The following is a 26,082-nucleotide window of genomic DNA, read 5'->3' on the forward strand; positions in this document are numbered from 1 at the left end:
AAGGAGGAGGCCATGCGAGCACTGGTCGTCTACGAGTCGATGTTCGGCAGCACCGAGGAGGTCGCGCGGTCGGTCGCGAAAGGACTGTCCGGCCGGATGCACGTGGACGTGCTCAACGTCGACGACGCGCCCGACGATCTGGCGGGTGTCGACCTGGTCGTGGCGGGCGGCCCGACCCACGTGCACGGGCTCACCGGCAAGCGGACCCGCGACGCGGCCGCGCAGCAGGCGGGGGAGCGGCCCCTGCACTCGCGCAAGCGCGGGCTGCGGGAGTGGCTGGAGGGACTGGCCACCGCGTCGCCGGGGACGCGGGCCGTCACCTTCGACACGCGGATCGACAAACCGGCGTGGCTGACCGGATCCGCCGCCCGTGCGGCGGCGAAGCGCCTGCGTCGCAAGGGTTACCGGGTGAGCGCGGCCCCGGAGAGCTTCTTCGTGACCGGCAAGGAGGCCGGTGACCTGCACCCTGGCGAGCTCGAGCGCGCCCGTTCGTGGGGGGAGTCCCTCGGTGACCGCGCCGATGGCTGACGGGTTCGCCCGCGCGCTGGCCGCCGCGGTGAAAGCGCCTTCGCTGCACAACACGCAGCCGTGGCGGTTCGAGGTCCGCGGGTCCCGCGTCGACGTCCTGCTCGATCCCGAGCGGGTGCTCCCGGTGAGCGATCCCGGCGCGCGGCAGGCCAGGCTCGCCTGCGGCGCGGCCGCGTTCAACCTGGTGGCCGCCCTGCGGGGCGAGGGACGCCGGGTGTCGGTGCGGTTCCTGCCCGGGCCGCGGCGGCTGGTCACCGTGGAGGTGCTGGGCAGGCGCGAGCCCACCGAGGCGGAACGCCGCCTGGCGGCCGCCGTGCACGCGCGTCACACCAACCGCAGGCCGTTCCAGGACCGGCCGGTGCCCGAGCGCGCTCGCTCGGCTCTCATCGCCGCGGCCCGGGGCGGCGGGGCGGAGCTGCACCTGCTCGACCGCGGCGCCCGGTACGACGCCGTCGCCGCGCTGGTGCGGCGCGCGGAACGCCTGCAGGAGACCGACGAGCGCTACCTCGGCGAAGCCCGCCGGTGGACCGGGCGTCCCCGCGGGGAGACCTCCGGGGTTCCGGCGACCGCGGCGGGACCGCCGGCCAGCCCGGTGCCCGCGCTGGCGTTGCGCGAGTTCGAGGGCAGCCGGGACCTACCGGCGCGTGAATACGAGCAGCAGCCCCTGCTCGGGGTCGTGACCACCCGCCACCCGGGGCAGGACACCAGGGCCGGGTTCGCGGTCGAGCGGGTCCTGCTCACGGCGACGGTGCACGGGCTGAGCGCCTCGTTCCTGTCCCAGCCGTTCGACGTGCCCGGTCCGCGCGCCGAGCTGGCCGCGCTGTTCCGGCCCGAGGGCGAGCCGCACACGTTGCTGCGCCTGGGTTTCGGCTTCACCACGCCGGGCGCGCCGCGGCGGCCCGCGGATGAGGTGACCACAGTGGTCGGCGAGTCCGGAAGGGCCGAAGGGCTCCCCGGGTGAGGCCGCCCGGCCCTGGCCGGCACCGGGCCCGGGACGCGAGAGTCGGAGCATGGCGCGTGAACAGAAGGCGGTGCTCGCCTGTGTCGACGGATCGGCACGGGCGCTGGACGCGGTGCGCTGGGCGGCGCGGGACGCCGCGTTGCGGAAGCGGCCGTTGCGGCTGATCCACGTCGGGGAGAACGCGGACTGCCTCGCCGCGGCCGAGGACGCGGCGGCGGTTCCGGGCGTGGAGATCCGGAGCGGGACGCGAACCGGCCACCCCGCGGAACGCCTGATCGAGGAATCGGCCACCGCGTCGGTGGTGGTGCTGGGCTCGCACGGGCTCGGCGGGTTCCCCGGCATGCTGCTCGGGTCCGTGGCGGGCGCGCTCGCGGCGTACGCGCACTGTCCGGTCGTCGTGGTGCGCGGCGCCCCACCGGAGGACGCTCCCGTGGCCGCCGGGATCGACGCCTCGCCGGGCGGTGACGCGGCACTGGCGTTCGCGCTCGACGAAGCGAACCTGCGCCGCGTGCCGCTGCTCGCGGTGCACACCTGGACCGACATGACGATGGGGGAGACCTGGTCGGTGCTGCCGATCGACGCCGACTACGGCGCCGTCGCCGAGGACGAGCGCCGCCTGCTGGCCGAGCGGCTCGCCGGGTGGCGGGAGAAGTACCCGGACGTGGACCTGCGCCCGGTGGTGGTGCGCGACCGTCCGGTGCGCGGGCTGCTCACGGCAGGCCCGGACGCCCAGCTCATCGTGGTGGGCTCGCGCGGGCGCGCCGATTTCGGCGGTGTGGGGCTGGGTTCGACGAGCCAGGCGCTGCTGCACCACGGCCCGTGCCCGGTGGCGGTCGTCCGGTGAGCCTGCGCAGGGACGCCTACCGGCGCGAGCTGGTGCGGCTGCAGGGCGAGCTGGTGAAGATCCAGGAGTGGGTCCGCGCCGAGCGCAGGCGGCTCGTGGTGATCTTCGAGGGCCGGGACGGCGCGGGCAAGGGCAGCACCGTCAAGCGGGTCACCGAGTACCTCAACCCGCGGGTGGCGCGCATCGTCGCCCTGCCCCGGCCGGACGAGCGGGAGCGCGGCGAGTGGTACTTCCAGCGCTACGTCGCGCAGCTGCCCGCGGCCGGGGAGATCGTGCTGATGGACCGCAGCTGGTACAACCGCGCGGGCGTGGAACGGGTCATGGGGTTCTGCACGACCTCCCAGTACCAGCTGTTCCTGCGGCAGTGCCCGATCTTCGAGCGGATGCTCTCCGAGGACGGCATGCTGCTGCGCAAGTACTGGTTCTCGGTGAGCCAGGACGAACAGGAGCGCCGCATCCGCGCCCGGCTGGACGACCCGATGCGCCGGTGGAAGCTGTCCCCGGTTGACCTGGACTCGCTGACCCGGTGGGACGACTACTCGCGCGCCAAGGACGACATGCTCGTCCACACCGACATCGCGGAAGCGCCGTGGCACCTGGTGGACAGCGACGACAAGCGCGCGGCCCGGATCAACATGATCCATCACCTCGTCACCAGCATCCCGTACATGGAGGTGCCGCCGCCCGCGCTGGAGGTCCCGCCGCGGCCGCCGTCGAACTACGTGCGGCCGCCGTCGAACCCGGGCAGCTACGTCCCGGACCACGCGAGCACGCTGTGAGCGCCCGCTACTGCGCGGCGTGGGCCGTCATGACGACGACCGGGCAGTGGGCGTGCCGGACCACCTGGGTCGCGACGCTGCCCACCAGCAGTTCGGTCAGCGGCCGCGCGCCGTGCGAGCCGACCACGAGCAGGTCGGCGTCGGCGGAGGCCTTGTTCAGCTCGGTGGCCGGGTCGCCGCTGAGGACGACCTCCTCCACCTCCGGCGCCCCCGGTTCACGGGTCTCCTGGACCGTCGAGTGCAGCAGGCCGGTGTAGGCGCTGTCGTCGCCGACGGGGATCCGCCCGTGCGGCTGGATGGCGTAGGACGTGCCCGGCAGCAGTTCGTCGCGGACGCGCACCAGCATCGCGCGCACCCGGTCCCCCGGCCGCGCCTCCGCCAGCGCCCACCGCAGGGCGGCGCGGCTCTGCGCCGAACCGTCCACGCCGACCACGATCGTGCGGGATTCGCTCATCGGACTTCCTCCCTGTCAGGCTGCGGCCAGCGTCGCGTGTGGGGGCGGCGCTCCGGCAGGGCAGAACGGACCGGCCGGCGGGGACTTCCGGCCCCTCCCCGCCGTCCCCGCGGCGGCGACCGAGGAGGACTGCGGCTCACCGACCGCTGGGCCTCGCTGTTCCCGCGGGTCGCCTACCGAGCGGGGCTGGCATTGCGTTCACGGCCGACCGGGGCACCGGCGACCGGGAGCGCGATCGCCTGCGCCGAGCGGCGGGTCCTGCTGCGTCGCGCCTGGTCCTGACCGCCGCCCGGCGGGGCCGGAATGCCCCCGGACCCGGGACCTTCGTGCCTGGTGACCACGCCACCCTCGCGCGCAGCGTGGGCTTTCGACCGATTCTTCTGCCGGAGGTGTCCGATGGACGTCCGCATGACCTACCCGGTCCGGGTCGAGGGGAACCTCGCCACCGGGCTGTCCCGGTGGCTGTGGCTGGTGAAGTGGCTGCTGGTCATCCCGCACCTGGTGGTGCTTTCGTTCCTGTGGCTCGGATTCTTCGTGCTCACCGTGGCCGCGTTCTTCGCGATCCTGGTGACCGGCCGCTACCCCCGCGCGATCTTCGACTTCAACGTCGGCGTGCTGCGCTGGTCGTGGCGGGTGCAGTTCTACTCCTACAGCGCGCTCGGCACGGACGCCTACCCGCCGTTCACGCTCGCCGACGTGCCCGCCTACCCGGCGCGGCTGGAGATCGACTACCCGGAGCGGCTGTCCCGTGGGCTCGTGCTGGTGAAGTGGTGGCTGCTGGCCATCCCGCACTACATCATCGTCGGGTTGTTCGTCGGCGGCGGCACCTGGCTGCTCGGGTACACCGACGACCGCGGGTTCACCTGGGCGGCGGGCGGCCTGGTCGGCATCCTGGTGCTGGTGGCCGCGATCGTGCTGCTGTTCACCGGCCGCTACCCGAAGCCGGTCTTCGACTTCGTGCTCGGGATGGACCGCTGGGTGCTGCGGGTCGCCGCGTACGCCGCGCTCATGACCGACGCCTACCCGCCGTTCCGCCTCGACGTGGGCGCGCACGACCCGGCGGGGCCGGTCACCGAGCCGTCCTCGCCCGAGCACTGGCAGCCGGCGAACCACCGCTGGACCGGCGGCAAGATCACGTCCGTGGTCGCGGGCGCGGTGCTCGCGCTCACCGCCATGGGCCTGCTCACCGGCGGCAGCACGCTGCTGTGGGCGGACCGCGCGGAGCGGGACGCCGACGGCTACCTGTCGGCGTCGAACAGCCTCAGCGCCACCGGCTACGCCATCGCGACGAAGGACATCGAGCTGGCCGGCACGGCCACCGACTGGAGCGGCATCCAGCGCCTCGTCGGTGACGTGCGGGTGCGGGCGACCGCGGCCGATCCGGCGACCCCGGTGTTCATCGGCGTCGCGCCGTCCGCCGCCGCGGCGGGGTTCCTCGCGGGCGCCCAGTACGCCACGGTGACCGACTGGTCCAGCGACCGGTACGTCGTGCACCAGGGCAACCGCACCCTGCCGGCGCCGGAAACCGCGGGCATCTGGACGGCGCAGGCGAGCGGCGGCGGAACCCAGACGGTGGTGTGGCCGATGCGCAGCGGCGACTGGACGGTCGTGGTGATGAACGCCGACGGCTCACCCGGGGTGAACGTGGTGACCGAGATCGGCGCGACGGTGCCCGCCCTCGACGAGATCGCCTGGATCGTGATCGGGGTCGGCCTGGTGCTGCTGGCCGGCGGTGTGGCCCTGATCGCGGTGCCGGTGCACCGGGCCGCGCAGCGTCCCGTCGGCGCGCAGCCGGAGTCCTGACGCGACATGGAGCGACTGTCCCCGCTCGATCTCGGCATGCTGTGGCCGGACGACTTCGGCTGGCCGGAGGACATCGGTGTGCTGGCGGTCCTGGACGGGAACCGGACGGCGGGGCACTTCTCCCTCGACCTGGCACGCGAGGTCGTCGGGACGCGTCTCCCGCTGGTCCGCCGGATGCGGCAGGTCCTGCGGGTGCCGCGGTTCGGGCTGGGCGCGCCGTACTGGACGGATGCGTCCACAGTGGACGTCGATGACCACGTGCGGGCGGCCGAGGTGCCCGCTCCGGGTGACGACGAGCAGCTCCTGGGCGTGGTCGAGCGGATCCGGCGGCGCCGGCTGGACCGGTCCCGTCCGCTGTGGGAGATGTGGGTGCTGACCGGGCTGGCGGGCGGCCGCACCGGGCTGTTCGTCCGGCTCCACCACACGATCGCCGACGGGGTCGCCGCGGTCGCGCTGCTCGGTGCGTTCTTCGACCCCGGGCCCGAGGTGCGCGCCCTCGCTCCGCCCTGGCCGGAGGCTGAGCCGGAACCGACGGTGCCGCAATTGCTGGCGGACAACGCGCGGCGCCGGTGGCGGGAGGTGCGCCGGGGCGTGTCCGCGCTGGCCCGCCTGCCGGAATCGGTCTCCGCGGTGCGCCAAGCATGGCCGGCGTTCCGGGAGTTCGCCGCGGAGGGACGGGCGCCGCGGACGAGCCTGAACACGCCGATCGGGCCGGGGCGGCGGTTCGCGCTCGTCCGCGGCGACCTGCCGCTCGCGAAGCGGATCGCGGCCGCGCACGGCGCGAAGGTCAACGACGTGCTGATGGCGGCGATGTCCGGCGCGCTGCGTGAACTCCTGTGCGCCCGGGGCGAGCCGGTGGACGCACTGGTGCTTCGCGCCTACGTGCCGGTGTCCCTGCACCGGGAGCCGCGGGACCGGCTCCGCGGCAACTTCGACGGCATGATGCTGGTGCCGTTTCCGGTCGGGGTGGCCGATCCGGTGCGGCGGCTCGAGATGATCGCCGCCGAGACGGCGAAGCGCAAGAAGCACAAGCGTTCCGCGGGCGGTGGCGCGCTCTTCCGCGTCAGCGCGTTGCAGCGGGCGGTCATGCGCCGGATGGACCGGCAACGGTGGGCGAACGTCTACGCCGCGAACGTGCCGGGCCCGCCGGAGCCCCTCCACTTCGCGGGTGCGCGCGTGCTGGAGTTGTTCCCGATCGTGCCGCTGATCGGCAACGTCACCCTCGGCCTCGGCGCGCTGTCCTACGCGGGGCAGCTGGCGATCACGGTCGTGGGCGACGCGGACGCCTGCCCGGACGTCGAGGTGTTCGCCCGCGGCGCCGCGCACGCGCTGGACGCGCTCGCGGGCTCCCGCGGCAGGGACTTTGGTCCAGTCGATCGGTGACGCTCGGCCGCGTCGCGGGGCCGGGCGCACGCGGTTCGCTGGGAGGCGCCGGGCACCGGCATGTGAATCCCCTCGGAGGCGGACATGGACGAACCCGGAACCGGAGCCAGGTCACGGGTGCTCGGGGGACGGCTGTGGGCCGGAGGCGTGGCGAGCGCCTGCGTGGCCGCCCTGGCCTCCGCCGCGGCCGCCCTGGCCGCGACCGCGCTGCTGCACCTGCTGCTCCTCACCACCCCGCGGGCCCGCGCGTTATTCGGGTGGATCATGGTCCTGCTGACCGCCATCGCGGTGGTGATCCCGCTCGGGCTGTCGGCGGCGCTGGGCGCCCGCCTCGCCACCGCGATCCTCAACCTGGCCATCGGGTTGTCGATCACGGTGACCCTGAGCGGCGTCGCGGGGGCGGCGATCGTCCGCGGCACCGCCCCGACGACCCACCGGTACCCGTGACGCGGCGCGAACCGCTGCTGCTCGGCGCGGTCGCCGCGCTGCTGGCCGGCGGCGGACTGGCCTGGCTGCTGGACGCTCCGCGCGTCGGGGACGGGCTGTGGGGCGGCGCCACTGCGGTCGCCCTGGTGCCCACGCTGGCCTGGGTAGCGGCGGACCTGCGGGCCCGCCGCTGGGGCGCCGACGTGCTCGCCGTTCTCGCGCTGGCCGGCACGCTCGCGGTCGGCGAGTACCTGGCCGGGGCCGTCATCGCCGTCATGGTCGCCACCGGCCGGGTCCTGGAGTCGGCAGCGCGGGCCCGCGCCGGGCGCGACCTGTCGGCGCTGCTGCGGCGCAGTCCGCGACTGGCGCGCCTGCGCCGCGACGGGCGGCTCAGCACCGTTGCCGTGGACGAGGTCCGCCCCGGCGACCGCGTGGTGGTGCGGCCGGGGGAGATCGTTCCGGTGGACGGGGAACTGCGCGAACCGGGTGTCTTCGACGAATCGGCGCTCACCGGGGAAGCGGTCCCGGTCGCGCGGCCCGCCGGGGAGGCCGTGCGCAGCGGCGTGGTGAACGCGGGCGCGGCGACCGACCTGACGGCGCGGTCGAGCGCCGAGCAGAGCACCTACGCCGGCGTCGTCCGGCTGGCCAGGCAGGCCGCGGCGTCGTCCGCGCCGGTCGCCCGGCTCGCCGACCGCATCGCCGTCTGGTTCCTGCCCGCGGCGCTGCTCATCGCCGCCGTCGCGTGGATCGCCTCGGGCGATCCGGACCGCGCCGTGGCCGTGCTGGTCACCGCGACGCCCTGCCCGCTGCTCCTCGCGGTCCCGATCGCGATCACCGGCGGGATGTCCAGCGCGTCCCGCGCCGGCGTCGTCGTCAAGGGCGGCGCGGCCCTGGAACTGCTCGGCCGCGCCCGGACGCTGTTGCTGGACAAGACCGGCACCATCACCGAGGGCGCCCCGCAGGTCCTGGACATCGTGTGCGCGCCGGGCAGCACCCCCGCCGGGGCGCTGGCGCTGGCGGCCGGCGTGGAGCAGGACTCGCCGCACGTGCTGGCCGGCGCGGTGCTCCGGGCCGCGCGGGCCGCCGGTGTCGAGCCCGCCCACGCCGAACAGGTCACGGAAGAGCCCGGCCGCGGTGCCTCCGGCCGGGTCGGCGACAACATCGTCCGCGTGGGCAAGCCACCGGACGACTCGCTGCCGGAGTGGGCGATGGCCGCCGCCCGCCGCGGCAGGCTCGACCTGGCCACCGTGATCTGGGTGGTGCGGGACGACCGGCTGCTGGCGGCGCTGCTGGTCCGCGACCGGATCCGGCCGGACGCGCCGCGGACGCTGCGCCGGCTGCGCGGCATCGGGCTCGGCTACGTGGTGCTGCTGACCGGCGATCGCGTCGACAACGCGCGTGAGGTGGGTGAGCAGCTGGGCCTGGACGAGGTCGTCGCCGGGGCCGGCCCGGCGGACAAGATCGCCCGCGTGCGGCGTGGCCCCGGGGTGACCGTGATGGTCGGCGACGGCCTCAACGACGCACCGGCCCTCGCCGCGGCCGACGTCGGCATCGCGCTCGGCTCGCGGGGTTCCACCGCGGCGGCGCAGGCCGCCGACGCGGTGATCCTGGACGACCGTATCGACCGGCTGGCGGAGTCGGTGGAGATCGCGCGCCGGGCGCGCCGGCTGGCCGTCCAGAGCGCGGCGGCCGGCACCGTGCTGTCGGCGCTCGCGATGGTCGCCGCCGGGTTCGGGTTGCTGGTCCCGGTCGCCGGGGCCGTGGTGCAGGAGGCCATCGACGTCGTGGTGATCCTGAACGCGCTGCGGGTCGTGTGGTGGCAGCGGCCCAAGCCGGAGCCTGCCACCGACGTCCTGCTGCACCGATTCGCGCACGAGCACGAGGAACTGCTTCCGGCGCGCGCCGCGGTCCGGCAGGCCGCGGACGCGCTGACGCGGGGGACCGGCCCCGAGACCGAAGCCGCGGTGCGGCGCGCCCACCGGATGCTCGTGGACCGGCTGCTGCCGCACGAACTCGCCGAGGAGACACAGCTCTACCCGGCGCTGGCCGGGATGCTCGGCGCCGAGAGCACCGTGCCGATGAGCCGGGGACACGCCGAGATCACCCGCCTGACCCGCCGCCTGGGACGCCACCTCGCCGAGGCGCCGGACGGGCTGCGCCCCGACCAGATCGACGACCTGCGCGCCACCCTCTACGGTCTGGACGCCGTGCTCACCCTCCACTTCGCTCAAGAGGAGGAGGCGTACTTCTCGCTGGCCGCCGATTCCACCGGGGACGGCACGACAAGGCAGTAGGAGCGGGTATTTCCCCACCCGCAACGGAAAGGGTGCCGCGCGCGCGGCCTGCTCGATGGTTGGTTCCTCAGGTGGCGGACCGGGTGCTGGGTGGCGTGACGACGTGCGCCAGCGGGCGGCGCGGCGTGGCGGGGCAGGGCCGGGATGCCACGCGCGGCGGCGACCAACGGCCCTTCCTGCCGCCCCGGTGCCCTTGTGCGATCCTGCTGTCGGACCGCAGGCCCTTGTGCCTGCCCGCTCGGACCAGGGGGCCAGGGCGGTGGTCCACTTGCGACAACGCGTGGCCAGCGGCGCGGCGGGCTCGCCGGCCGGGGACCCCCGACCTCCGGCAGGGACCTTGGTCACTTGTCGCTCTGATGATCGATCTGGGGACCTTCGACCCTGTCCGGCGCGCGGAGCCGGGGCGACGATGACGAGGTGATGGATCCGACTCCGCCGAGGGCTGGGCGTGAACTGGGCCGCGCCGAGTCGTTGAACCTGCTGGGCAGTGTGAGTGTCGGCCGTGTCGTGTTCACCCATCGGGCGCTGCCCACCGTCCGGCCGGTGAACCACGTGCTCCACGACGGCTGCGTCATCGTCCGGACCCACCCCGGCGCGGCGCTGCTGTCCGCGATCGGCACCGTGGTCGCCTACGAGGCCGACCTCATCCACGAAGGTGACCGGATCGGGTGGAGTGTGATCGCGGTCGGGTACGCGCGCCGCGTCGGCGATCGAGAGCTGACCCAGTTCCGGACGTTGCCGAGCCCGTGGGTGGCGGGCGAGATGACCGAGGTGATCCGGATCGAGCCGGAACTCGTCACCGGCTTCGCCCTCGACGGCGAACTCCTGCCGTGCAGCCCGTCTGGAAACGAGGGAAGCGCGCCCACGCCCAACGAAAGCCCCGCCGTCCCGGGAGTCCGCGCATCGCCCGAGACCGGGACCACCACACTCGGCGCATCCGGAGATTCATGCTCGACGGCGCGTTGACGTCCACAGTGCGCGGACCAAGGTCGTTGCGCCGCTAGCGAAGGGGGCTCCAGAAGCCTGCGGTGGCGAAGAAGTACACATTGGACGAGCGCGCGGCCCAACCGCAGGGCCGGAAGTCCCTCCGGCCGGTGACCATGGCCTGCTGCCCGCGGGCGGCTCGTCTCCCTCGGTTCGTCGGCATGACCATGAGCAGCGCGCAGGACGCGATCGTCGCCGGGATCGACGGTTCCGATCATTCCCTCCGGGCATTGCGGTGGGCCGCCGCGAACGCGCGGCGCCGCCACGCGCCCTTGCACGTCGTGTACGCGTTCGCCCCGCTCGCCGGGTTCTACGGGGCCGGGATGCCGGTGCTGCAGAACGCCTACGACGAGCTGGTGCGGGCAGTCGAGAGAACGCTGGCGGAGGCGGTGCGGACCGCCCGTGAGGTCGCCGGCGACGAAGTCACGATCACCTCGGAGATGCCGGACGAGCCGGCCGCGCCCCTGCTGGTGTCCCGGTCCCGCGGCGCCCGGATGATCGTCCTCGGCAGCTCCGGCGCCGGAGGCTTCACCGGTATGCTCGCCGGTTCGACGACGCTCGGAGTCTCGGCCCACGCCCACTGCTCCGTCGTGGTCGTCCGCGGCCGGGATACCGAGGACGGACCGGTGGTCGTCGGCGTGGACGGCAGCGCCAACAGCGCGTGGGCGCTGGACACGGCGTTCGAGGAGGCGTCCTGGCGGGGCGCGCCGCTGATCGCGGTGCACGCGTGGAGCGACGACCGGTTCACCGGCTACTACGGGACCCTGCCGCTGGCGGTGGACTGGGACGAGATCGAGCAGGACGAGCAGCGGCTGCTGGCCGAGCAGCTGAGCGGCGGGGCAGGAGCGGCACCCGGACGTGAAGGTCGAGCGGGTCGTGGCGCGGGACCGGCCCCGGCACCAGCTGCTCGACTGGAGCGCCAATGCCCAGCTGGTCGTGGTCGGCAGCCGTGGGCGCGGCGGGTTCGGCGGGCTGTTGCTCGGTCCGACCAGCCAGGCGCTCCTCCACCACGCCCAGTGCCCGGTGATGGTCGTCTCTCCCGGCGACGACCGCTGGACGAGAATCCCGTGGGGGCACGAGAGATCCCACAACGGTCAGGACTTCCGCCGTCGCCGCCGGGCGGGCGCGGTGACGGCGGGGCGGCTGAAGATCGAGCTCATCAGGGCGATGCCGAGGACGAAGCCGAAGTTGTACCAGTTGCCGTTGTTGTGCACCTCGTAGATGCCGACGCCGTCGTCGAACAGCGAGACGATGAACGCGATCGGGCAGATGATCCCGTGCCACAGGCCGAGCCAGAACCCGGCCGGGTCGGGCGTGCCCGCCGCGGCGTCGTTCGGCCCGGCCGCGCACGAGGCGACGAGCAGAGCGGTGACCAGGACCAGCCCGGCGATCCGGGCGCGGCGCTTCACGGGTGCGCCGGTTCCGGCTCGACGACCGGCTTGCGGCCGAAGCGCCGGTAGGCCAGCGGGCCGAGGAAGTTCACGGCGATCGCCAGCGCCCAGGCGCCTTTGGGGCCGCGCACCGAGTCGGCCGGGCGGCGGGACAGGTCCCACCACGCGTCGGCTGCCATGGCCACCTGCAGGGCCGCCGCCGCCACGATGGCTCCCTGTTCGGTCCGGCTCAGTTCGTGCCAGTGCCGGTGGGTGTGTCGCATGGGGTTCCTCCTCGTCGGCTCTCCGGTCCCAGGGTGTGCGGGCGGTGCCGCCGCGGGAAACGGACGTAAGGCACTCGCGGCGAGGACCTTGGTCAGCACGTGCCCGGCTGCTGGCAGACTGCCGCGGTGAGGCTGTTGTCCGAGGGTGAGCTGCACGTGCACGACGGGCAGTTCTCCGTGAGAGCCGGACCGGGGAGTTCTTCGACGGCCTGACGGACGCCCGCGGCGGGCATTCGAACAGCCTGCGCGGACGTTGGCCAAAGTCGTGCCGCCCAGGTCGTGGACCTTTGGCGGCTGCGCCCGCAACGCCAGGGCCGAGCGCGATGCCGACCGTGGCAATGCCTGCGGCGCCGAGGACCGCGCGGCGGGCCCGCCCCACGGTCGTGGCCGTCAACGTCGCGCTGGTCGTGCTGGCGTTCGTGAGCACGCTGATCATCGCCTGGTCCCTCGAAGCGCGGCGGTCGCTGGCTGTGGCCAGGGCGTTCGGCGCCACCCCGGGCCAGGTCAGGGCCGCGCGTTCGGTTGCGCAGCTCCCGGTCGTCCTGCACACGCCCCGCCCGGTCGCGCCGGTGCTCAGAGACCGTCCAGGCGCCCAGGATCAGCCGCCCAGCGCGCTCAGCACCAGCGCCGACACGGTGGAGCGGTGCGCGGGGCTGTCCTCCCACCGCAAGCGGCGCCCGAACTCGACCACCACGCCGAAACCGGCGTGCACCAGCACCCGCGCCAGACGCGAGTCCAGGTCCGGCCGCACCGCCCGCAGGTGCTGCTCCCACACCGCGATGTGATCGCGCTGCGCGGCGACCAGCGGCCGCCGCAGGTTGTCCGGCAGCCCGACGATCTCGGCGTTCGCGACGGTGGTGAGCGCGTTGTACTCGAAGCTGTATGCCACGTAGGTGGCCGTCAGCGCGGCGAGCGCGTCACGCGGGTCCGTCACCCCGCGCAGGTTGTGGTCCACCGCCTGGGTCAGGAGCGCCGCCGCCTGCAGGCACGCCGCCGCCAGGATGTCGGCCTTGCCGGTGAAGTAGCGGTACAGCGCGGACGGAACCAGTCCGACGGCCTCGGCGATCCGGCCGTTGGTGACGGCAGCGAACCCGTCCCGTTCGAACAGCGGCACGGCGGCCGCGAGGATCTCCGAACGCCGGGTCCGCGCCACGGGCTGCGCGGGGAGTTCGACCGCGTGCGCGGTGCTCGCCTCCGGGTCGGCCGCCGCCACGCGCAGCGCGCAGCTCTGCAGCTCGTCCTCCAGCCGCCGCTGGGCGATCGACGTGTGGTGCATCGTGATGGACCCGATCGCGCCGAGCGCCGCCACGGCCCGCAGGTGCTCGCCGGGCCGCGGGTGCTCGCGCCGCACCGCCTCCGCCACCCGCTCGACGACGCGCGCGAACTTGCCCCGCAGCACCCGCCGGTCCGCGCGGTCGAGGTAGCGGGACTCCCACCGGTAGAGGCCGCCGGACGCGCGGTGGGCGACGGTGACGCGGGTCGCCGCTGCGAGCACGTCGGCCAGGGGCGCGCCGTCCGGCACCTCGTCCAGCGCGGCGAGGAGACCGTCGACCATGACGTCCGCGCACTCGGCGAACAACGCGTACTTGTTCGGGAAGTGCCGGTACAGGGCCGCGGCAGTGCTGCCGTCAGCTCCTCGCCCGGCGCCGACAACCCGACCGCGGTGAGGTTCGGCCTGCCCACCGCGCGCAGCACCTCGCCGAAGGTCATCGACCGGCCGCCGCCGTGGACGCGGCCGTCGGCGTAGGTGACCTCCTCACCGGCGAACGGCGCCCCGGGAGCCGAGGCCAGCGCGAGCAGTTCGTCGATCACCTGCGCGGCGCCCGCCATGATCGCCGTGCCCGCGCTCGCCGTGGCGGTGGACCCGCCGGACATCCCGCCGGGCGGCAGGGCCGAGTCGCCGAGAAGCGCGGGGTGATCCGGCCGGCCGGGATGTCCAGCGATTCGGCGTCCACCAGGGACAGCACGGTCAGCATTCCGGTGCCCGGGTCCGCGCCGCTGGTCGCGATGTCCGCGGTGTCGTCCGCGTTGAGCGTGATCCCGACCGACGCGGGGAACCGGAGCGCGGGGAACATCGCACGGCCATGCCCATGCCGACCAGCCAGTCCCCGTCGGTGCGGCCGCCCGGCCTGCGGTCGGCCCACCCGAACCGCTGCGCGCCGATGCGGAAGCACTCGTCGAGGTGCTTGCTCGACCACTGCAGGTCCTTGCCGGGCGGGGCGAGCGAGTTGTTCCGCTGCCGTAGCTCGATCGGGTCCATGCCGAGCGCGTCGGCCAGCTCGTCGATCGCGCTCTCCAGCGCGAACGAGCCGGGCGCCTCGCCTGGCGCGCGCATGAATGTGATCGGCGGCAGGTTCAGCGGGACGATCCGCTGGCTGATCTGCAGGTTGCGCGTCGAGTACCATTCGCGGGAGGTGCCGTGCGAGGTCGGCTCGATGAACGAGCGCGCGGTGTCCGTGTGCTGCACCACGAGTCGTGCCGCAGCGCGACCAGCGTGCCGTCCCGTTCCGCGCCCAGGTGATCCGCTGCACGGTCGCCGCGCGGCCCGCCGTCACCGTGAACACCTGCTCGCGGGGCAGCGACGCCTTCACCGGCCTGCCCAGCGCGCGGGACGCGGCGGCCGCGAGGAACGCGGGCGCCGTGGTGCGGCCCTTGCCGCCGAACGCGCCACCCACGAACGGTTCACCGCCCGCACCGCTGCCGGGTCCAGCCCCAGCGCCATCGCCAGCGCCATGGCCTGCAGGTGGGCGCCCTGGTTTCCACTGTAGACGGTGAGCGTGTCGTCGGCCCACACCGCGACGGCCGAGTGCGGCTCCATCGGGGTGTGGTTCTGCGACGCGGTGCGGTAGGTCGCGTCGACGACCACCGGGCCGGCGGCGATCGCGTCCTTGATGGACTCGACGGCGTCTTCGAGCACGCTGAGCGTCGGCGGCGCGTCCACGTGCCCGGGCGAGGCCTCGATGGCCGTGGCCAGCCCGTCCTCCAGCGAGGTCAGCGGGGGCAGTTCCCGGTAGGCGGCCCGCGCCTGCTCGAACGTCTCCGCCACGACGAACCCGATGGGCTGGCCGACGTAGGTGACCTGCCGGTCGCGCAGCGGAACCCACGTCTCGCCGAACATCGGCGTCGTGGCCTGGTTCAGCGCCCGCGGGTCGAAGGGGGAGTACACGCCGAGCACACCCGGCGCGCTCTTCGCGGCGGTGACGTCCATGCTCTCGATCTCGCCGTGCGCGATCGTGCTGACCACGATGTAGCCGTAGACCATGCCCGGGAAGTTGTGGTCCACCCCGTACTTCGCGCCGCCGGTGACCTTCAGCGGCGCGTCCAGCCGTGTCGGCATCAGCGGCTCCCCTCGGTGACTTCGAGCAGGGCGCGGACGATCGTCCGCGGCAGCAGGGACAGCTTGAAAGCGCTTTCCGACAGTGGCCGAGCGCCATCGGTGGCGAGCGCGGCGGCGGCCGTGAACGACTCCTCGGTCGCCGGCTTCCCGCGCAGGGCCGCCTCGACGGCGGTGAGCCGCCACGGCACGGTGGCCACGCCACCGGCCGCGACCCGCGCGTCGGCGACGACCCCGTCCAGCTCAGCGCGTCCCAGCAGCTGCGCAACATGGCGAGCATCGGCGGCAACCTGACGCAGCGCACGCGGTGCACGTACTTCCGCGACGTGACCACGCCGTGCAACCGGCGCGAGCCGGGCAGCGGCTGCCCCGCCATCGACGGCGCGAACCGGATGCACGCGGTGCTCGGCACGAGCGACAGGTGCGTCGCCCCCCCACCCCAGTGACGTGGCGGTCGCCCTCGTCGCGTTCGACGCCGAGGTCCGGCTCGCCGGGCCGGACGGCGAGCGCACCGTCAAACTGACCGACTTCTACCGCACGCCGGGCGACACCCCGCACGTCGAGCACGACCTGCGTCCCGGCGAGCTGATCACCGAGGTCGTCGTGCCGCGGCTGGACTGGGCCACGCACACGACCTACGTCAAGGTGCGAGACCGGCAGTCCTACGAGTTCGCGCTCTGCTCGGCCGCGGTCGCGCTCGACGTGCGGGACATGCCTTGCCCCGGCGTGCAGAAGCCGCACTGCAGGGCGTCCTGGTCGGCGAAGGCCTGCTGCACGGGATGCAGTTCGTCCCCTGTGGACAGACCTTCGACGGTGGTGACCGGCTTGGTCACGGCGGCGGCGAGGGTGAGGAAGGACAGCACGGGCCGTCCGCCGACGTGCATGGTGCTGGCGCCGCACTGGCCGCGGTCGCAGCCCTTCTTGGGGCCGGTGATCCCGAGCCGTTCACGCAGCGCGTCGAGCAGCGTGACGCCCGGGTCGACGCTCAGGTGTTCGGGATGGCCGTTCACTTCGAGTGAGATGTCCACTGGATCGCTTCCCTGACGGCGTGGAGGTCCGGAAGCGGAGCGGATACTTATCCGATTTCTCTCGACGGTATCGGATTACAATCCGCTTCCCAATGAAGAGTACGCCCGGAGCGGCTCCAGGTGGGCGGGTTACCGTGAAGCGGCACCGGAACGGCGAGGGAGGGACCAATGACGACGGGTTCGGTCAGCCCACGGCGTGCCGACACCCGCCGCAACCACGAGCGCATCCTCGCCGTCGCGGCGCAGACCCTCGCCGAGTCGGGGGAGGTGTCGTTCAACGCGATCGCCAAGCGCGCCGGGGTCGGCGTCGGCACGGTGTACCGCCACTTTCCCCCCGGCGGACCTCATCCTGGCCGTCTACGAGCGGGAGGTCCGGCACCTGCTGGAGGTCGTGCCGGAGCTGCTGGAGCACGCCGGCCCGGCCGGGGCGTTCCGGACCTGGGTGACGGACCACCTCGCGCCGTACATGATGACCAAGCGCGGCCTGGCGAGGGCGCTGGCCGAGGCGACGGCGCAGCGCGGGACGCTGCCGGCCAGCGCCGTCCAGTCGATCCGCGAGGCGATGGAAGCGCTGCTGACGGCCGGCGTCGAGGCGGGCCTGGTGCGGCCCGGGGTCGACGTCGAGACCGTGATGCGCAGCCTGCTGGGCCTGCTCCACCTCGACCCCGAGGACGACTGGCGGTGCCAGACGGCGGACCTGGTGGACCTCGTGTGGCGCGGCCTCCGCGCGGACTGAGCACCATCGACCGCTGCCGGGTTCGAGTCGTTCCCGGCCGCCGAGCAGTGCGAACGACAGGCCCGGCCAGCGCTAGACGAGTAATGCGTATCTCGGTTAGTGGTCGTAGGCGGTCAGTGATCGGGTGATGGGTTGGCCGGTGGCGCGGTTGTGCCAGATGGCGGCGGTGAGGGCCAGGAGGCGTTGGGCGACGCGGGTTCCGACGCCTTCGATGGTGCGTCCGCCGTGCTGTTCGAGGTCGAGTTGGCCTTTGAGGGTGTCGTTGACTGACTCGATGAGCTGGCGGATGGACTTGAGCAGCGGCTCGCCGGGATGGGGCCGGCGGTTGCGGTAGGACGGTCGGATCAGCCGGACCCCGCGCTCGGTGAGGTAGTGGTCGAGTTCGCGGGAGACGTAGCCCTTGTCGGCGATGATCAGCAGGCCGGGGCGGTCGGTGAGCAGGTGGGGTTCGTGGTCGCAGATCGCCATGAGTACCTGCCGCTCGTCGATCTTCGGGTCCGCCAGCGCCCAGGCCACCGGGAGTCCGGCAGGGGTGCAGACCAGATGCAGCCGCAGTCCCCAGAACCAGCGGGAGTGTGAGCGGCAGAAGCCGTACTTGGCCCAGCCGGCCAGCTCTGAGCGCTTGACCGTCGGTCGGGACCGGCCGCACTCCACCGGGGTGGAGTCGACGATCCAGGTGGTGTCGGTCCACAGGTCGGTATCGGCCGCCAGCCAGCGCATCACGTGCTTGATCAGTGGCAGCGCAGCGCGCAGGCGACGGTTGTAGCCGGACTGGCCGGGCAGGTAGCGGAACGCGCCGGGCATCCGGGCGGGCAGGAACCGCAGCCAGCGGGCCTCGGAGGTGAACCCCAGCAACGCCTGGGCGACGGCCAGCGTGACCAGCTCAGCGTCGGTCAGCTTCGGCGGTCTGCCCATCCGCCGCCTGCCCGCGAGATGGTCGTCGATCTTGACGTAGAGTGCGGTGAGAAGGGTGTTCAGGTCGGTCGTCACAAACTGATCTTGGACACCCTTCACCTCACTCCGGGCATCACCCCGACTTACGCATTACTCGTCTAGGGCGGGGTCGCGTCGCTGGGGGAGCGGGTTGTACCCGCGGGTAGGGGTCTGATCAGCTGCTCACCAATTCCGCCAGCAGTGCGCGCACGCGACGGTCGATGTCGTCGCGGATGGGCCGCACCGCGTCGACGTCCTTGCCTGCCGGGTCTTCGAGTCGCCAGTCGAGGTAGCGCTTGCCGGGGAACACGGGGCAGGCGTCGCCGCAGCCCATGGTGATCACGACGTCGGCGGCCCGCACGGCTTCGGTGGTCAGCGGCTTGGGGAATTCCTTCGACAGGTCGAGGCCGATTTCGCGCATGGCTTCGACGACGGCCGGGTTGATGGTGTCGGCGGGAGCGGAGCCGGCGGAGCGCACGGTGACCCGCCCGGCGGCGTGGTGGCCGAGCAGGGCGGCGGCCATCTGGGAGCGGCCGGCGTTGTGGACGCAGACGAAGAGGACTTCGGGTGTGGTCATCGGGCGATCTCCGTTGTGGTGAACCGGCGGCGCAGGAACCGGGACCGTGCCAGTCGCGGCCGGCGTGCAAGCGCGATCGGCGGCGATATCCCGTCGACGGCCACGGCGTTGAGCCCGGTCTCCAGGCCGGGGATCCAGCGCCCGGCAACCCGGGGACCATCGCGGCGCCGATCCGCACCGGCAGGAAGCGGTCCGGTGTGGACAGTTCGCCGGCGAGTGGTGGTCACGCAGTCACCGCCGCCGGCGTGAGGACGGCGGACAGGCGGGCCAGCGTCTCCGGCCGGACCCGGTAGTAGATCCAGGTGCCCCGCCGCTCGCCGGTGATCAGCCCGGACCCGCGCAGCACCTTGAGGTGGTGCGAGATCGTCGGGCCGGTCAGCTCGAACGCGCCGGTCAGGTCGCACACGCACGCCTCGCCGCCGTCACGCGAGGCGATCAGCGACAGCAGCCGCAACCGCACCGGGTCGCCGACCGCCTTGAACACCCTGGCCAGCTCCGCGGCCTGCGGCTCGGACAGGGGCTCGCGCACGAGCGGCGAGCAGCACTCGGCGTCCACGACCGGCAACTGGTTCGACATAGGCCTATCTAAGCAGACTTCTAATTTGACACCTGTCAACACAGGCTATGCCGGGACGGCAGCCGGGTTGGGTATGCTGGTGCCGGTTCCGGGTCACGGCCCGGCGCCCGGCGGTGGGGCCCGCCGACCCCGGCGACCGGGGTGAACCGCGGAGCGTCTGCCAACGGTCCCTGCCAGTGAGTGTCGTTTACGCTGGTAGGAGGACTGCGTGGAACCCGCGACCAACCCCGTCGATCCGGATGTGGATCCGCACGTGCCCGCCGAGCGGCGGGAGGTGCGGCCGAGTCCGCGGCCGGTGCTCGCGGTGATCTCCGCCGGCGGTGTGCTCGGCGCGCTGGCCCGCTACGGGCTGCAGCAGGCCTTCCCCCACCGCGCCGGGCAATTCGCGTGGGCCACCTTTGCGATCAACGTGTCCGGTTGCCTGCTGATCGGCGTGCTGATGGCCCTGCTCAACGAGGTGTGGCCCGGACGGCGACTGGTGCGCCCCTTCCTCGGCGTGGGTGTGCTGGGCGGGTTCACCACCTTCTCCACCTACATCGTGGACATCCAGCAGGCACTGGCCGCCGGGGCGGCCCGTACCGCCCTGGCCTACCTCGCCGCCACCGCCCTGGCCGCGCTGCTCGCGGTCTGGACCGGCGTCACACTCAGCATGTGGGCGCTGCGCATGCGCCCGGTCTCCCGGGAAGCGGGTGGGAACCGATGAAACTCCAGGGTCCCGCGCTGCGGCTGACGATCTTCGTCGGCGAGACCGACAAGTGGCACCACAAGCCGCTGTTCACCGAGATCGTGCACCGCGCCCACACCGCAGGGCTGGCCGGTGCCACCGTGCTGCGCGGCATCGAGGGCTACGGCGCCTCCAACCACGTGCACACCACCCGGATCCTGTCCCTGTCCGACGACCTGCCGGTGGTGATCCTCATCGTCGACGACGAAACCCGCATCCGTGACTTCCTGCCCACCCTCGACGAGCTGATCGGGGAGGGCCTGGTGATCGTCGAACCGGTCGAGGTCATCCGCTACGTCGGCCGGGACCGGGCGGCCGGCCGATGACCGTTCTGCTGGTCGCCCTCGGCGCCGCGGTCGGCGCGCCGCTGCGCTACCTGACCGACCGCGCGATCCAGGCCCGCCACGACACCGTGTTCCCCTGGGGCACCTTCACCGTCAACGTCGCCGGCTCCGCGATCCTCGGGTTCCTCACCGGCCTGCCCACCAACCCGGCGCTGACCGCACTGATCGGCAGCGGGTTCTGCGGCGCGCTGACCACCTATTCCACCTTCAGCTACGAAACGCTGCGCCTGGCCCAGGAACGGGCCCGCTTCTACGCGGTGGCCAACGTGACCGCCAGCATCGTCGCCGGGCTCGGCGCCGCCTACACCGGCCTCGCCCTCGCCCAAGCCCTCACTAACTGAGCAGGCGCTTCGTCAGGTTGCTGCATCGCGGCCGGCGCGCGGTGCTGGTCAACGACCGAGCGGTCAGGTGATGGTCGGCGGCGCTGCGGTCGCGGATGTGCCGCGTCGGCGCCACCAGCTTCCGGAGCCGGTCGAGGATCCGCCGTGGCGGAGCGGCCGCCTTCGCCGAGCGGTATGTCATCAGGTGGTGGATCAGGCGGATGATCAGCCGGCAGGCCCGGTCACGGAGACGCAGGGCGCCAAGCGCGGGCAGGGATACCATCGCGACGCCGTGAGCGACGTTGTAGTCCGACGCGATCGGGACCGTGCCGGCCCGCCGCGGGAGGTCCGTGATCAGCACGACCAGGTCCCACTCGTGCTCGGCCCGGTGCTCCTCCGCGAGGGCGAGCATCGGGATGTTGCCTTCCTCGTCAAGTGGCAACGATCGCGTCTCGTGCTCGACGTGCCAGGTCGTCCCGTCGTCGAGATCCTGGGCCAGGCGGGCGGGCCGGCCCTCCGCGATTCGTCCGGCGAGCTGCCGGGGCAGTCCGTCATCGGTCAGGAGACCCACCGAGAGGGCCTCCGGCTCGCGCTGGGCAGTCATGCGAGGGCCTCTCCTCGATCTCTGGGAGTGAGGCCGCCAGGGTTCCCGATGTGTCCCCAGGCAAACGGCCGGCAGGACGCCCGGTTGCGGGGAGAGATCCGGTGTCGCTAGTCCTGCGTTGAACGCTTTTCGGTCGTGAACTCGCCGCGGGCCGCGCGCTCGCGCACGCGGCGCCAGAACTCGAGGGCGGCGTATTCCATGCCCAGCCCGAGTTCCAGGGTGATCATCCGGCCGGCGACCTCTTCGATGTGGCCGAAGCGGCGCTGCATCTCCTCGTACTCGGCGATTCTGCGCTCGTGCTGCTCGACCTGCTCCTTCGCGAGCCGAGCCACGTCATCGGGGCCGGCCAGCTCGCTGAAGAAGAGCTTGATCTCCGCGACGTCGCGCAGCTCGAAATGCTCGTTGACCGGCTCGGCCATCCACTCGCGCAGCGCCTTGCGGCCGGCCTCGGTGATCGAGAACGTCTTGCGCCGGCGCCCCGAGTCCTCCTCGTCGAGTTCCAGCAGGCCGGCCTCCTCGAGGCGCTTGGGCTCCGAGTACAGCTGCGCGTGCGGGAAGTTCCAGAAGTACCCCACTGACCGGCCGATCGCGCGCTTGAGGTCGTAGGACGTGGACGGACCGCGCAGCGCGATCATGCCGAGCACCACGTACGACGTCGTCGACAGCCGAACCGTTGACATGCTCCGAACCATACCGTAGGTTCTCAACCGTCCGAAACAGATGGTCCTTCTCGTATCGTTTGTTACGGACGGTTAGCTCTGCTCGGCACGATCACTGTCGCGATGGAGGGACGGTCATGGATCTGGGCACGGTTCTGCGCTGGACGGCGGAGCGTTATCCCGGGCGCCGCGCGGTGGGTGGCAGCACCCCCATGACCTACGCGGACTGGGACGCGCACACCGACCGCCTGGCACGGGCACTGGTCGCGCTCGGCGTCCGGCCCGGTGAGCGCGTGGTGCTCGCGCTGGCCGGCGGCGAACCGCTGGCCAGCCTGCACCTGGCCGCGCAGAAACTCGGCGTCGTCTCGGTGCCGCTGTCCTTCCGGCTCGCGCCGCCCGAATTTGCCTACTGCGTCGCCGACGCCGAGCCCGCCCTCGTGATCACCGACGCCTCGACTGCCGCTCTCGCGGACGAGGCGCTGGCCGAGCTGCCCCCGGTGCCCCGGATCGCCTCCGGCCCGCCGGACGAGGACACCGTCGAGCGCCTCGCCCTGCGGCAGCCGGGCGGCGCCCCGGACGTCCGGGTGTCCGGCCAGGACATCAGCGTGATGCTCTACACCTCGGGCACCACCGGGAAGCCGAAGGGCGTACCGCGCACGCACTCCGCGGAGCACTACGCCGCGCTCGCTCACTTGATCCAGAGTGGACAGTCCCGTTTCGACGCGACGCTGGGCGTGATGCCGCTGTTCCACACCATGGGGCTGCGGACCCTGCTGGCCACCCTGGTCGGCGCGGGAACCTGGGTGCCGCAGGTGAGGTTCGACGCGGACGAGGCGCTCGAGCTCATCACCGCCGAGCAGATCGGTTCCCTGTACCTGGTGCCGACGATCTACTGGTCGCTGGTGCGCACCGGCCGGCTGTCCGAGGCGCGGACCGTGCGCAGACTGGCGTACGCGGGTTCGTCGATGACCCCGGCACTGGCCGAGCAACTCACCGATGCGCTGGAACCGGAGTCCTTCGTCAACCACTTCGGCAGCACCGAGATCTACACCTTCACCGTCGGTCCGGACGTGATCGCGAAGCCGGGGTCGGCGGGCCGCGCGGGCGTGTTCTCCCGGGTCCGGCTGGTGGACCCGGATCCCGCCGCGCCGCCGGACGCGCAGGTCGCGCCGGGGGAGCAGGGCCAGGTCGCCATCTCGATGTCCAGCCCCGAGGCGTTCGCCGGGTACTGGCACCGCCCCGACGCCGACGCCAGGTCCATCCGGGACGGCTGGTACTTCCCGGGCGACCTGGCGATCGCCGACGAGGACGGGGACCTCTGGGTGGCGGGCCGCGTCGACGACATGATCAACTCCGGCGGCGAGAACATCTACCCGGACGAGATCGAGGACGCGCTGATCCGCTGCGCGGCGGTGCGCGAACTGGTCGTGGTCGGCATGGCCGACGACAGGTGGGGTCAGGCCGCCACCGCGTTCTTCGTCCCGGGTGAGGACATGACCCCCGAGCATGCGACGGAGGTGCTGGAAGCCTTCGCCCGCGAGCAATCCGGACTGCCGTCGCTGAAGCGCCCCAAGCGGTTCGTCGCCGTGGCGACCATCCCCAAATCGGCGGTGGGCAAAGTCCTCCGCCGCGAACTGAGCTCCGGTAACTACCGCGCGTTGTCCGACAGCATCGCAGAAGCAGGCAGGTGAGCCGAATGACCGCAGTCGCCGGCACGCCGGGCAGGAGGACGGCGCGGGTCGAGGACCCCGCGCTGCTCACCGGCCGCGGCAGGTTCCTCGACGACATGGACCCGCTGCCGGGCACGCTGACCGCGGCGGTGGTGCGCAGCCCGCACCCGCACGCCCGGATCCGCCGGGTCGACCTCGAGCGCGCGCGACGGCACCCCGGGGTCGCCGCGGTGATCGGCCCCGAGGAGGTCAAGGCGAACCTGCGCCCGTTCCCGCTGGCGCTCAAAGCGCCCATGCCGTACTACCCGACGGCCACGGACAAGGTGCGTTTCGTGGGCGAACCGGTCGCGGTCGTGGTCGCCGCCGACCGCTATCTGGCCGAGGACGCCGCGGAACTCGTCGAGATCGACTACGAGCCGCTGCCGCCGGTGGTCGACGTGGAGAAGGCGCTCCTGCCGGACGCGCCGCGGTTGCACGAGGACGCGGACGGCAACGTCGCGACCGACCGGACCTTCACCTTCGGCGACGTGGACGGGGCGTTCGCCACGGCGGATCACGTGGTGACGGGCAAGTACGACTTCCCGCGCTACTCCTCCACCCCGATGGAGTGCTACGCGGTCGTCGCCGAGTGGCAGGACGAAGTGGACGGACCGGCCATCCAGGCCTGGGCCAACTTCCACGGACCGTTCTCGATGGTGGCGGTGCTGGCCGGCGCCTTCGGCCTGCCCGCGTCGCGGATCCGGCTGATGATCCCGGCCGACAACGGCGGCAGCTTCGGCATCAAGGCGGGCATCTACCCCTACGTCGCGCTGATGGCGCTGGCGAGCAAGTACGCGGGCAGGCCGGTGCGCTGGACCGAGGACCGCATCGAGCACATGCTGGCCAGCTCCGCCGGATCCGACCGGGCCATGTGGTTCGAGGCAGCCGTCTCGGCCGACGGCACGGTGCAGGCGCTGCGGGCCGACCTGGTGGACAACGTGGGCGCCTACCTGCGCCCGCCGGAACCCAGCACGCTGTACCGCTGCTTCGGCAACATCACCGGCGCCTACAAGATCGACGCCGTCCAGATCCGGTCGCGTGCGGTCGTCACGAACAAGACGCCCACCGGACTCAACCGCGGCTTCGGCGGCCAGCAGCTGTACTTCGGCCTGGAGCGGCTGATGGACAAGGTCGCCGCGACCTGCGGCCTGGACCCGATCGAGCTGCGCAGGCGCAACTTCGTGCGGCACGAGGACTTCCCGTACGCCACACCGAGCGGCGGCATCTACGATTCCGGCGACTACCACCGCGCGCTGGACATGGTCGTGAAGAACGCGGACTACCAGGCCCTGCGCGAGAAACAACGGGAAGCGCGGGCGCGGGGCGAGTACTTCGGACTCGGCGTGGCCACCATCGTCGATCCGTCCGCGACCAACATCGGCTACGTCGGCCTGGCCACCCCGGCCGAGCAGCGGGCGTCCGGGCGCGGCAAGTCGGGTTCCACCGAACACGTCCGGATCAGCGTGGACCCCAGTGGACTGGTCTCGGTCCTGCTGGGCTCCGTGCCGCAGGGGCAGGGCCACGCCACCGTCGCGCAGCAGGTGGTCGCCGACCAGCTCGGGCTTCCGCTGGACCAGGTGCGCCCGATCGTCGAGATGGACACCGCCACCACGCCGTGGACGATCAGCTCGGGCAGCTACTCCTCGCGCTTCGCGCCGCTGCTGACCAGTGCGCTCGTGGAGGCCGCGGAGAAGATCGCGGAGACGATCAAGATCGCCGGCGCGGCCCAGCTCGGCGTCGCGGCCGAGGAGGTGGAACTCGCCGACGGCCAGGTCCGGCTGCGCGCAGAACCGGGCAGGGCGGTCCCGTTCAAGCACGCGGCCGGCCTGGTGCACTGGGACCCCGGTGCGCTGCCGGCGGGCACCTCCGCGCGGCTGTACGAGGAGGCCGCGTTCACCCCTCCGCAGTCCACGGCGGCGAGCCGCACCGACCAGATCAACTCCAGCCTGTGCTACGGCTTCGTCGCCGAACTGGCCGTCGTCCGGATCGACCCGGAGACCCGCGAGGTCAAGCTCGAGCAGGTGGTCACCGTGCACGACGCCGGGACCATCCTCAACCCGGCCCTGCTCGAAGGCCAGGTGCACGGCGCGCTCGCACACGCCCTGGGCGGCGCGCTGTTCGAGGAGATGCACTACACCGAGGCCGGGCAGCCCACCGCCACCTTCATGGACTACCTGTGCCCGACCAGCGCCGAGACCACCTTCGAGCTCGACAGTGACCACCTGGAAACGCCGTCCCCGCTGACCAGGCTCGGCGCGAAGGGCTGCGGTGAAGGCAGCTGCATGAGCCTGCCGGTCGCGATCGCCAACGCGGTCGCGGACGCGCTCGCCCCGGCCGGCGTGGACATCACGAGCCTGCCCCTGCACGGAAACGTGCTCCACGAGCTGCTGAGCGGCAGCACATCGGAAAACGGAAGGAACCACTGAC

23 protein-coding genes and 6 pseudogenes are annotated in these 26,082 nt (G+C 72.8%); 17 read left to right on the plus strand and 12 right to left on the minus strand.

What is annotated here, in order from left to right:
* Positions 1-12: 12 nt before the first annotated feature.
* From AMETH_RS15280 to ppk2, 4 genes are read left to right on the plus strand one after another with little or no spacing between them, the layout of a single operon-like run.
* Positions 13-528, plus strand: coding sequence for a flavodoxin domain-containing protein (locus AMETH_RS15280; protein ID WP_017988142.1), 516 nt, complete (start codon positions 13-15; stop codon positions 526-528).
* On the plus strand, positions 509-1,489 hold the full coding sequence (locus tag AMETH_RS15285) for an Acg family FMN-binding oxidoreductase (RefSeq protein ID WP_017988143.1): 981 nt from the start codon (positions 509-511) through the stop codon (positions 1,487-1,489). Before AMETH_RS15280 ends, AMETH_RS15285 begins: the two co-directional genes overlap by 20 nt.
* A 49-nt stretch (positions 1,490-1,538) precedes the next feature.
* On the plus strand, positions 1,539-2,333 hold the full coding sequence (locus tag AMETH_RS15290) for a universal stress protein (protein WP_017988144.1): 795 nt from the start codon (positions 1,539-1,541) through the stop codon (positions 2,331-2,333).
* Positions 2,330-3,112 carry a polyphosphate kinase 2 gene (gene ppk2 / locus AMETH_RS15295; protein WP_020486787.1) on the plus strand — a complete coding sequence of 261 codons (783 nt, stop codon included), beginning with the start codon at positions 2,330-2,332 and terminating at the stop codon, positions 3,110-3,112. The genes AMETH_RS15290 and ppk2 overlap by 4 nt, the downstream gene beginning before the upstream one ends.
* 7 nt (positions 3,113-3,119) lie before the next feature.
* On the opposite strand, the gene AMETH_RS15300 is transcribed toward ppk2, so the two are convergent.
* Positions 3,120-3,566, minus strand: coding sequence for a universal stress protein (locus AMETH_RS15300; RefSeq protein WP_017988146.1), 447 nt, complete (start codon positions 3,564-3,566; stop codon positions 3,120-3,122).
* Positions 3,567-3,962: 396 nt separating this feature from the next.
* Here AMETH_RS15300 and AMETH_RS15310 point away from each other — a divergent pair, with 396 nt between their 5' ends.
* The 6 genes and pseudogenes from AMETH_RS15310 to AMETH_RS36790 form a co-directional block, all read left to right on the plus strand.
* Positions 3,963-5,369: a DUF4389 domain-containing protein gene (locus AMETH_RS15310; protein ID WP_017988147.1), complete on the plus strand. Its 1,407-nt coding sequence runs from the start codon at positions 3,963-3,965 to the stop codon at positions 5,367-5,369.
* A 6-nt stretch (positions 5,370-5,375) separates the two neighbouring features.
* Positions 5,376-6,752 carry a wax ester/triacylglycerol synthase family O-acyltransferase gene (locus AMETH_RS15315; protein WP_017988148.1) on the plus strand — a complete coding sequence of 459 codons (1,377 nt, stop codon included), beginning with the start codon at positions 5,376-5,378 and terminating at the stop codon, positions 6,750-6,752.
* A gap of 84 nt (positions 6,753-6,836) precedes the next feature.
* On the plus strand, positions 6,837-7,199 hold the full coding sequence (locus AMETH_RS15320; protein ID WP_223843157.1) for a hypothetical protein: 363 nt from the start codon (positions 6,837-6,839) through the stop codon (positions 7,197-7,199).
* Complete coding sequence (locus tag AMETH_RS15325) at positions 7,196-9,472, plus strand: heavy metal translocating P-type ATPase (protein WP_017988150.1); 2,277 nt, start codon at positions 7,196-7,198, stop codon at positions 9,470-9,472. Before AMETH_RS15320 ends, AMETH_RS15325 begins: the two co-directional genes overlap by 4 nt.
* A 420-nt stretch (positions 9,473-9,892) precedes the next feature.
* The gene (locus tag AMETH_RS15330) at positions 9,893-10,438 is read left to right on the plus strand and encodes a pyridoxamine 5'-phosphate oxidase family protein (RefSeq protein WP_017988151.1); all 546 of its coding nucleotides are present in this window, start codon (positions 9,893-9,895) and stop codon (positions 10,436-10,438) included.
* 179 nt (positions 10,439-10,617) lie between these two features.
* Positions 10,618-11,497 (plus strand): annotated as a pseudogene (locus AMETH_RS36790) (universal stress protein); the annotation flags it as partial.
* 53 nt (positions 11,498-11,550) lie between these two features.
* On the opposite strand, the gene AMETH_RS15340 reads toward AMETH_RS36790, so the two are convergent.
* From AMETH_RS15340 to AMETH_RS37975, 5 genes and pseudogenes are all read right to left on the minus strand, one after another.
* The gene (locus AMETH_RS15340) at positions 11,551-11,865 is read right to left on the minus strand and encodes a hypothetical protein (RefSeq protein WP_017988153.1); all 315 of its coding nucleotides are present in this window, start codon (positions 11,863-11,865) and stop codon (positions 11,551-11,553) included.
* Positions 11,862-12,110 carry a PLD nuclease N-terminal domain-containing protein gene (locus tag AMETH_RS15345; RefSeq protein ID WP_017988154.1) on the minus strand — a complete coding sequence of 83 codons (249 nt, stop codon included), beginning with the start codon at positions 12,108-12,110 and terminating at the stop codon, positions 11,862-11,864. Before AMETH_RS15345 ends, AMETH_RS15340 begins: the two co-directional genes overlap by 4 nt.
* Positions 12,111-12,708: 598 nt before the next feature.
* On the minus strand, positions 12,709-13,689 hold the full coding sequence (locus AMETH_RS15350; RefSeq protein WP_017988155.1) for a TetR/AcrR family transcriptional regulator: 981 nt from the start codon (positions 13,687-13,689) through the stop codon (positions 12,709-12,711).
* Between the two features lie 47 nt (positions 13,690-13,736).
* A pseudogene (locus AMETH_RS15355) lies at positions 13,737-15,447 on the minus strand (xanthine dehydrogenase family protein molybdopterin-binding subunit); the annotation flags it as partial.
* A pseudogene (locus tag AMETH_RS37975) lies at positions 15,447-15,683 on the minus strand (FAD binding domain-containing protein); the annotation flags it as partial. The pseudogenes AMETH_RS15355 and AMETH_RS37975, both read right to left, overlap by 1 nt.
* A 3-nt stretch (positions 15,684-15,686) precedes the next feature.
* Here AMETH_RS37975 and AMETH_RS15360 point away from each other — a divergent pair.
* Positions 15,687-16,155 (plus strand): annotated as a pseudogene (locus AMETH_RS15360) (FAD binding domain-containing protein); the annotation flags it as partial.
* Here AMETH_RS15360 and AMETH_RS15365 read toward each other — a convergent pair.
* Positions 16,140-16,472: pseudogene (locus AMETH_RS15365) on the minus strand ((2Fe-2S)-binding protein); the annotation flags it as partial. The pseudogenes AMETH_RS15360 and AMETH_RS15365 sit on opposite strands and share 16 nt — an antisense overlap.
* Positions 16,473-16,640: 168 nt before the next feature.
* Between AMETH_RS15365 and AMETH_RS15370 the strand changes: the two are divergent.
* A pseudogene (locus AMETH_RS15370) lies at positions 16,641-17,208 on the plus strand (TetR/AcrR family transcriptional regulator).
* A gap of 96 nt (positions 17,209-17,304) precedes the next feature.
* Here the strand turns inward: AMETH_RS15370 and AMETH_RS15375 are convergent.
* From AMETH_RS15375 to AMETH_RS15385, 3 genes are all read right to left on the minus strand, one after another.
* Positions 17,305-18,198, minus strand: coding sequence for an IS982 family transposase (locus AMETH_RS15375; RefSeq protein WP_017983093.1), 894 nt, complete (start codon positions 18,196-18,198; stop codon positions 17,305-17,307).
* Between the two features lie 118 nt (positions 18,199-18,316).
* Positions 18,317-18,718 (minus strand): arsenate reductase ArsC, encoded by a 402-nt coding sequence (locus AMETH_RS15380; RefSeq protein ID WP_017988162.1) that lies wholly within the window; start codon positions 18,716-18,718, stop codon positions 18,317-18,319.
* Positions 18,719-18,941: 223 nt separating this feature from the next.
* Positions 18,942-19,295 carry an ArsR/SmtB family transcription factor gene (locus tag AMETH_RS15385; protein ID WP_017988163.1) on the minus strand — a complete coding sequence of 118 codons (354 nt, stop codon included), beginning with the start codon at positions 19,293-19,295 and terminating at the stop codon, positions 18,942-18,944.
* Positions 19,296-19,503: 208 nt separating this feature from the next.
* On the opposite strand from AMETH_RS15385, the gene AMETH_RS15390 reads away from it, so the two are divergent.
* From AMETH_RS15390 to crcB, 3 genes are read left to right on the plus strand one after another with little or no spacing between them, the layout of a single operon-like run.
* A complete protein-coding gene (locus AMETH_RS15390) occupies positions 19,504-19,998 on the plus strand; it encodes a fluoride efflux transporter FluC (protein WP_017988164.1) in 495 nt (164 codons plus the stop codon).
* Positions 19,995-20,345, plus strand: a complete 351-nt coding sequence (locus tag AMETH_RS15395) for a DUF190 domain-containing protein (protein ID WP_017988165.1) — start codon at positions 19,995-19,997, stop codon at positions 20,343-20,345. Before AMETH_RS15390 ends, AMETH_RS15395 begins: the two co-directional genes overlap by 4 nt.
* Positions 20,342-20,704 (plus strand): fluoride efflux transporter CrcB, encoded by a 363-nt coding sequence (gene crcB / locus AMETH_RS15400; protein ID WP_017988166.1) that lies wholly within the window; start codon positions 20,342-20,344, stop codon positions 20,702-20,704. Before AMETH_RS15395 ends, crcB begins: the two co-directional genes overlap by 4 nt.
* Here the strand turns inward: crcB and AMETH_RS15405 are convergent.
* A complete protein-coding gene (locus AMETH_RS15405; protein ID WP_017988167.1) occupies positions 20,697-21,287 on the minus strand; it encodes a hypothetical protein in 591 nt (196 codons plus the stop codon). The genes crcB and AMETH_RS15405 overlap by 8 nt on opposite strands.
* Positions 21,288-21,394: 107 nt before the next feature.
* Positions 21,395-21,967, minus strand: coding sequence for a PadR family transcriptional regulator (locus AMETH_RS15410; RefSeq protein ID WP_038532142.1), 573 nt, complete (start codon positions 21,965-21,967; stop codon positions 21,395-21,397).
* 116 nt (positions 21,968-22,083) lie between these two features.
* Here AMETH_RS15410 and AMETH_RS15415 point away from each other — a divergent pair, with 116 nt between their 5' ends.
* Positions 22,084-23,637 (plus strand): class I adenylate-forming enzyme family protein, encoded by a 1,554-nt coding sequence (locus tag AMETH_RS15415; RefSeq protein ID WP_017988169.1) that lies wholly within the window; start codon positions 22,084-22,086, stop codon positions 23,635-23,637.
* A gap of 5 nt (positions 23,638-23,642) precedes the next feature.
* Positions 23,643-26,081, plus strand: coding sequence for a xanthine dehydrogenase family protein molybdopterin-binding subunit (locus tag AMETH_RS15420; protein WP_017988170.1), 2,439 nt, complete (start codon positions 23,643-23,645; stop codon positions 26,079-26,081).
* Position 26,082: the final 1 nt, after the last annotated feature.

Origin of the sequence: Amycolatopsis methanolica 239, from assembly GCF_000739085.1 — a bacterium.
In the GTDB taxonomy this organism is placed as follows: domain Bacteria; phylum Actinomycetota; class Actinomycetes; order Mycobacteriales; family Pseudonocardiaceae; genus Amycolatopsis_E; species Amycolatopsis_E methanolica.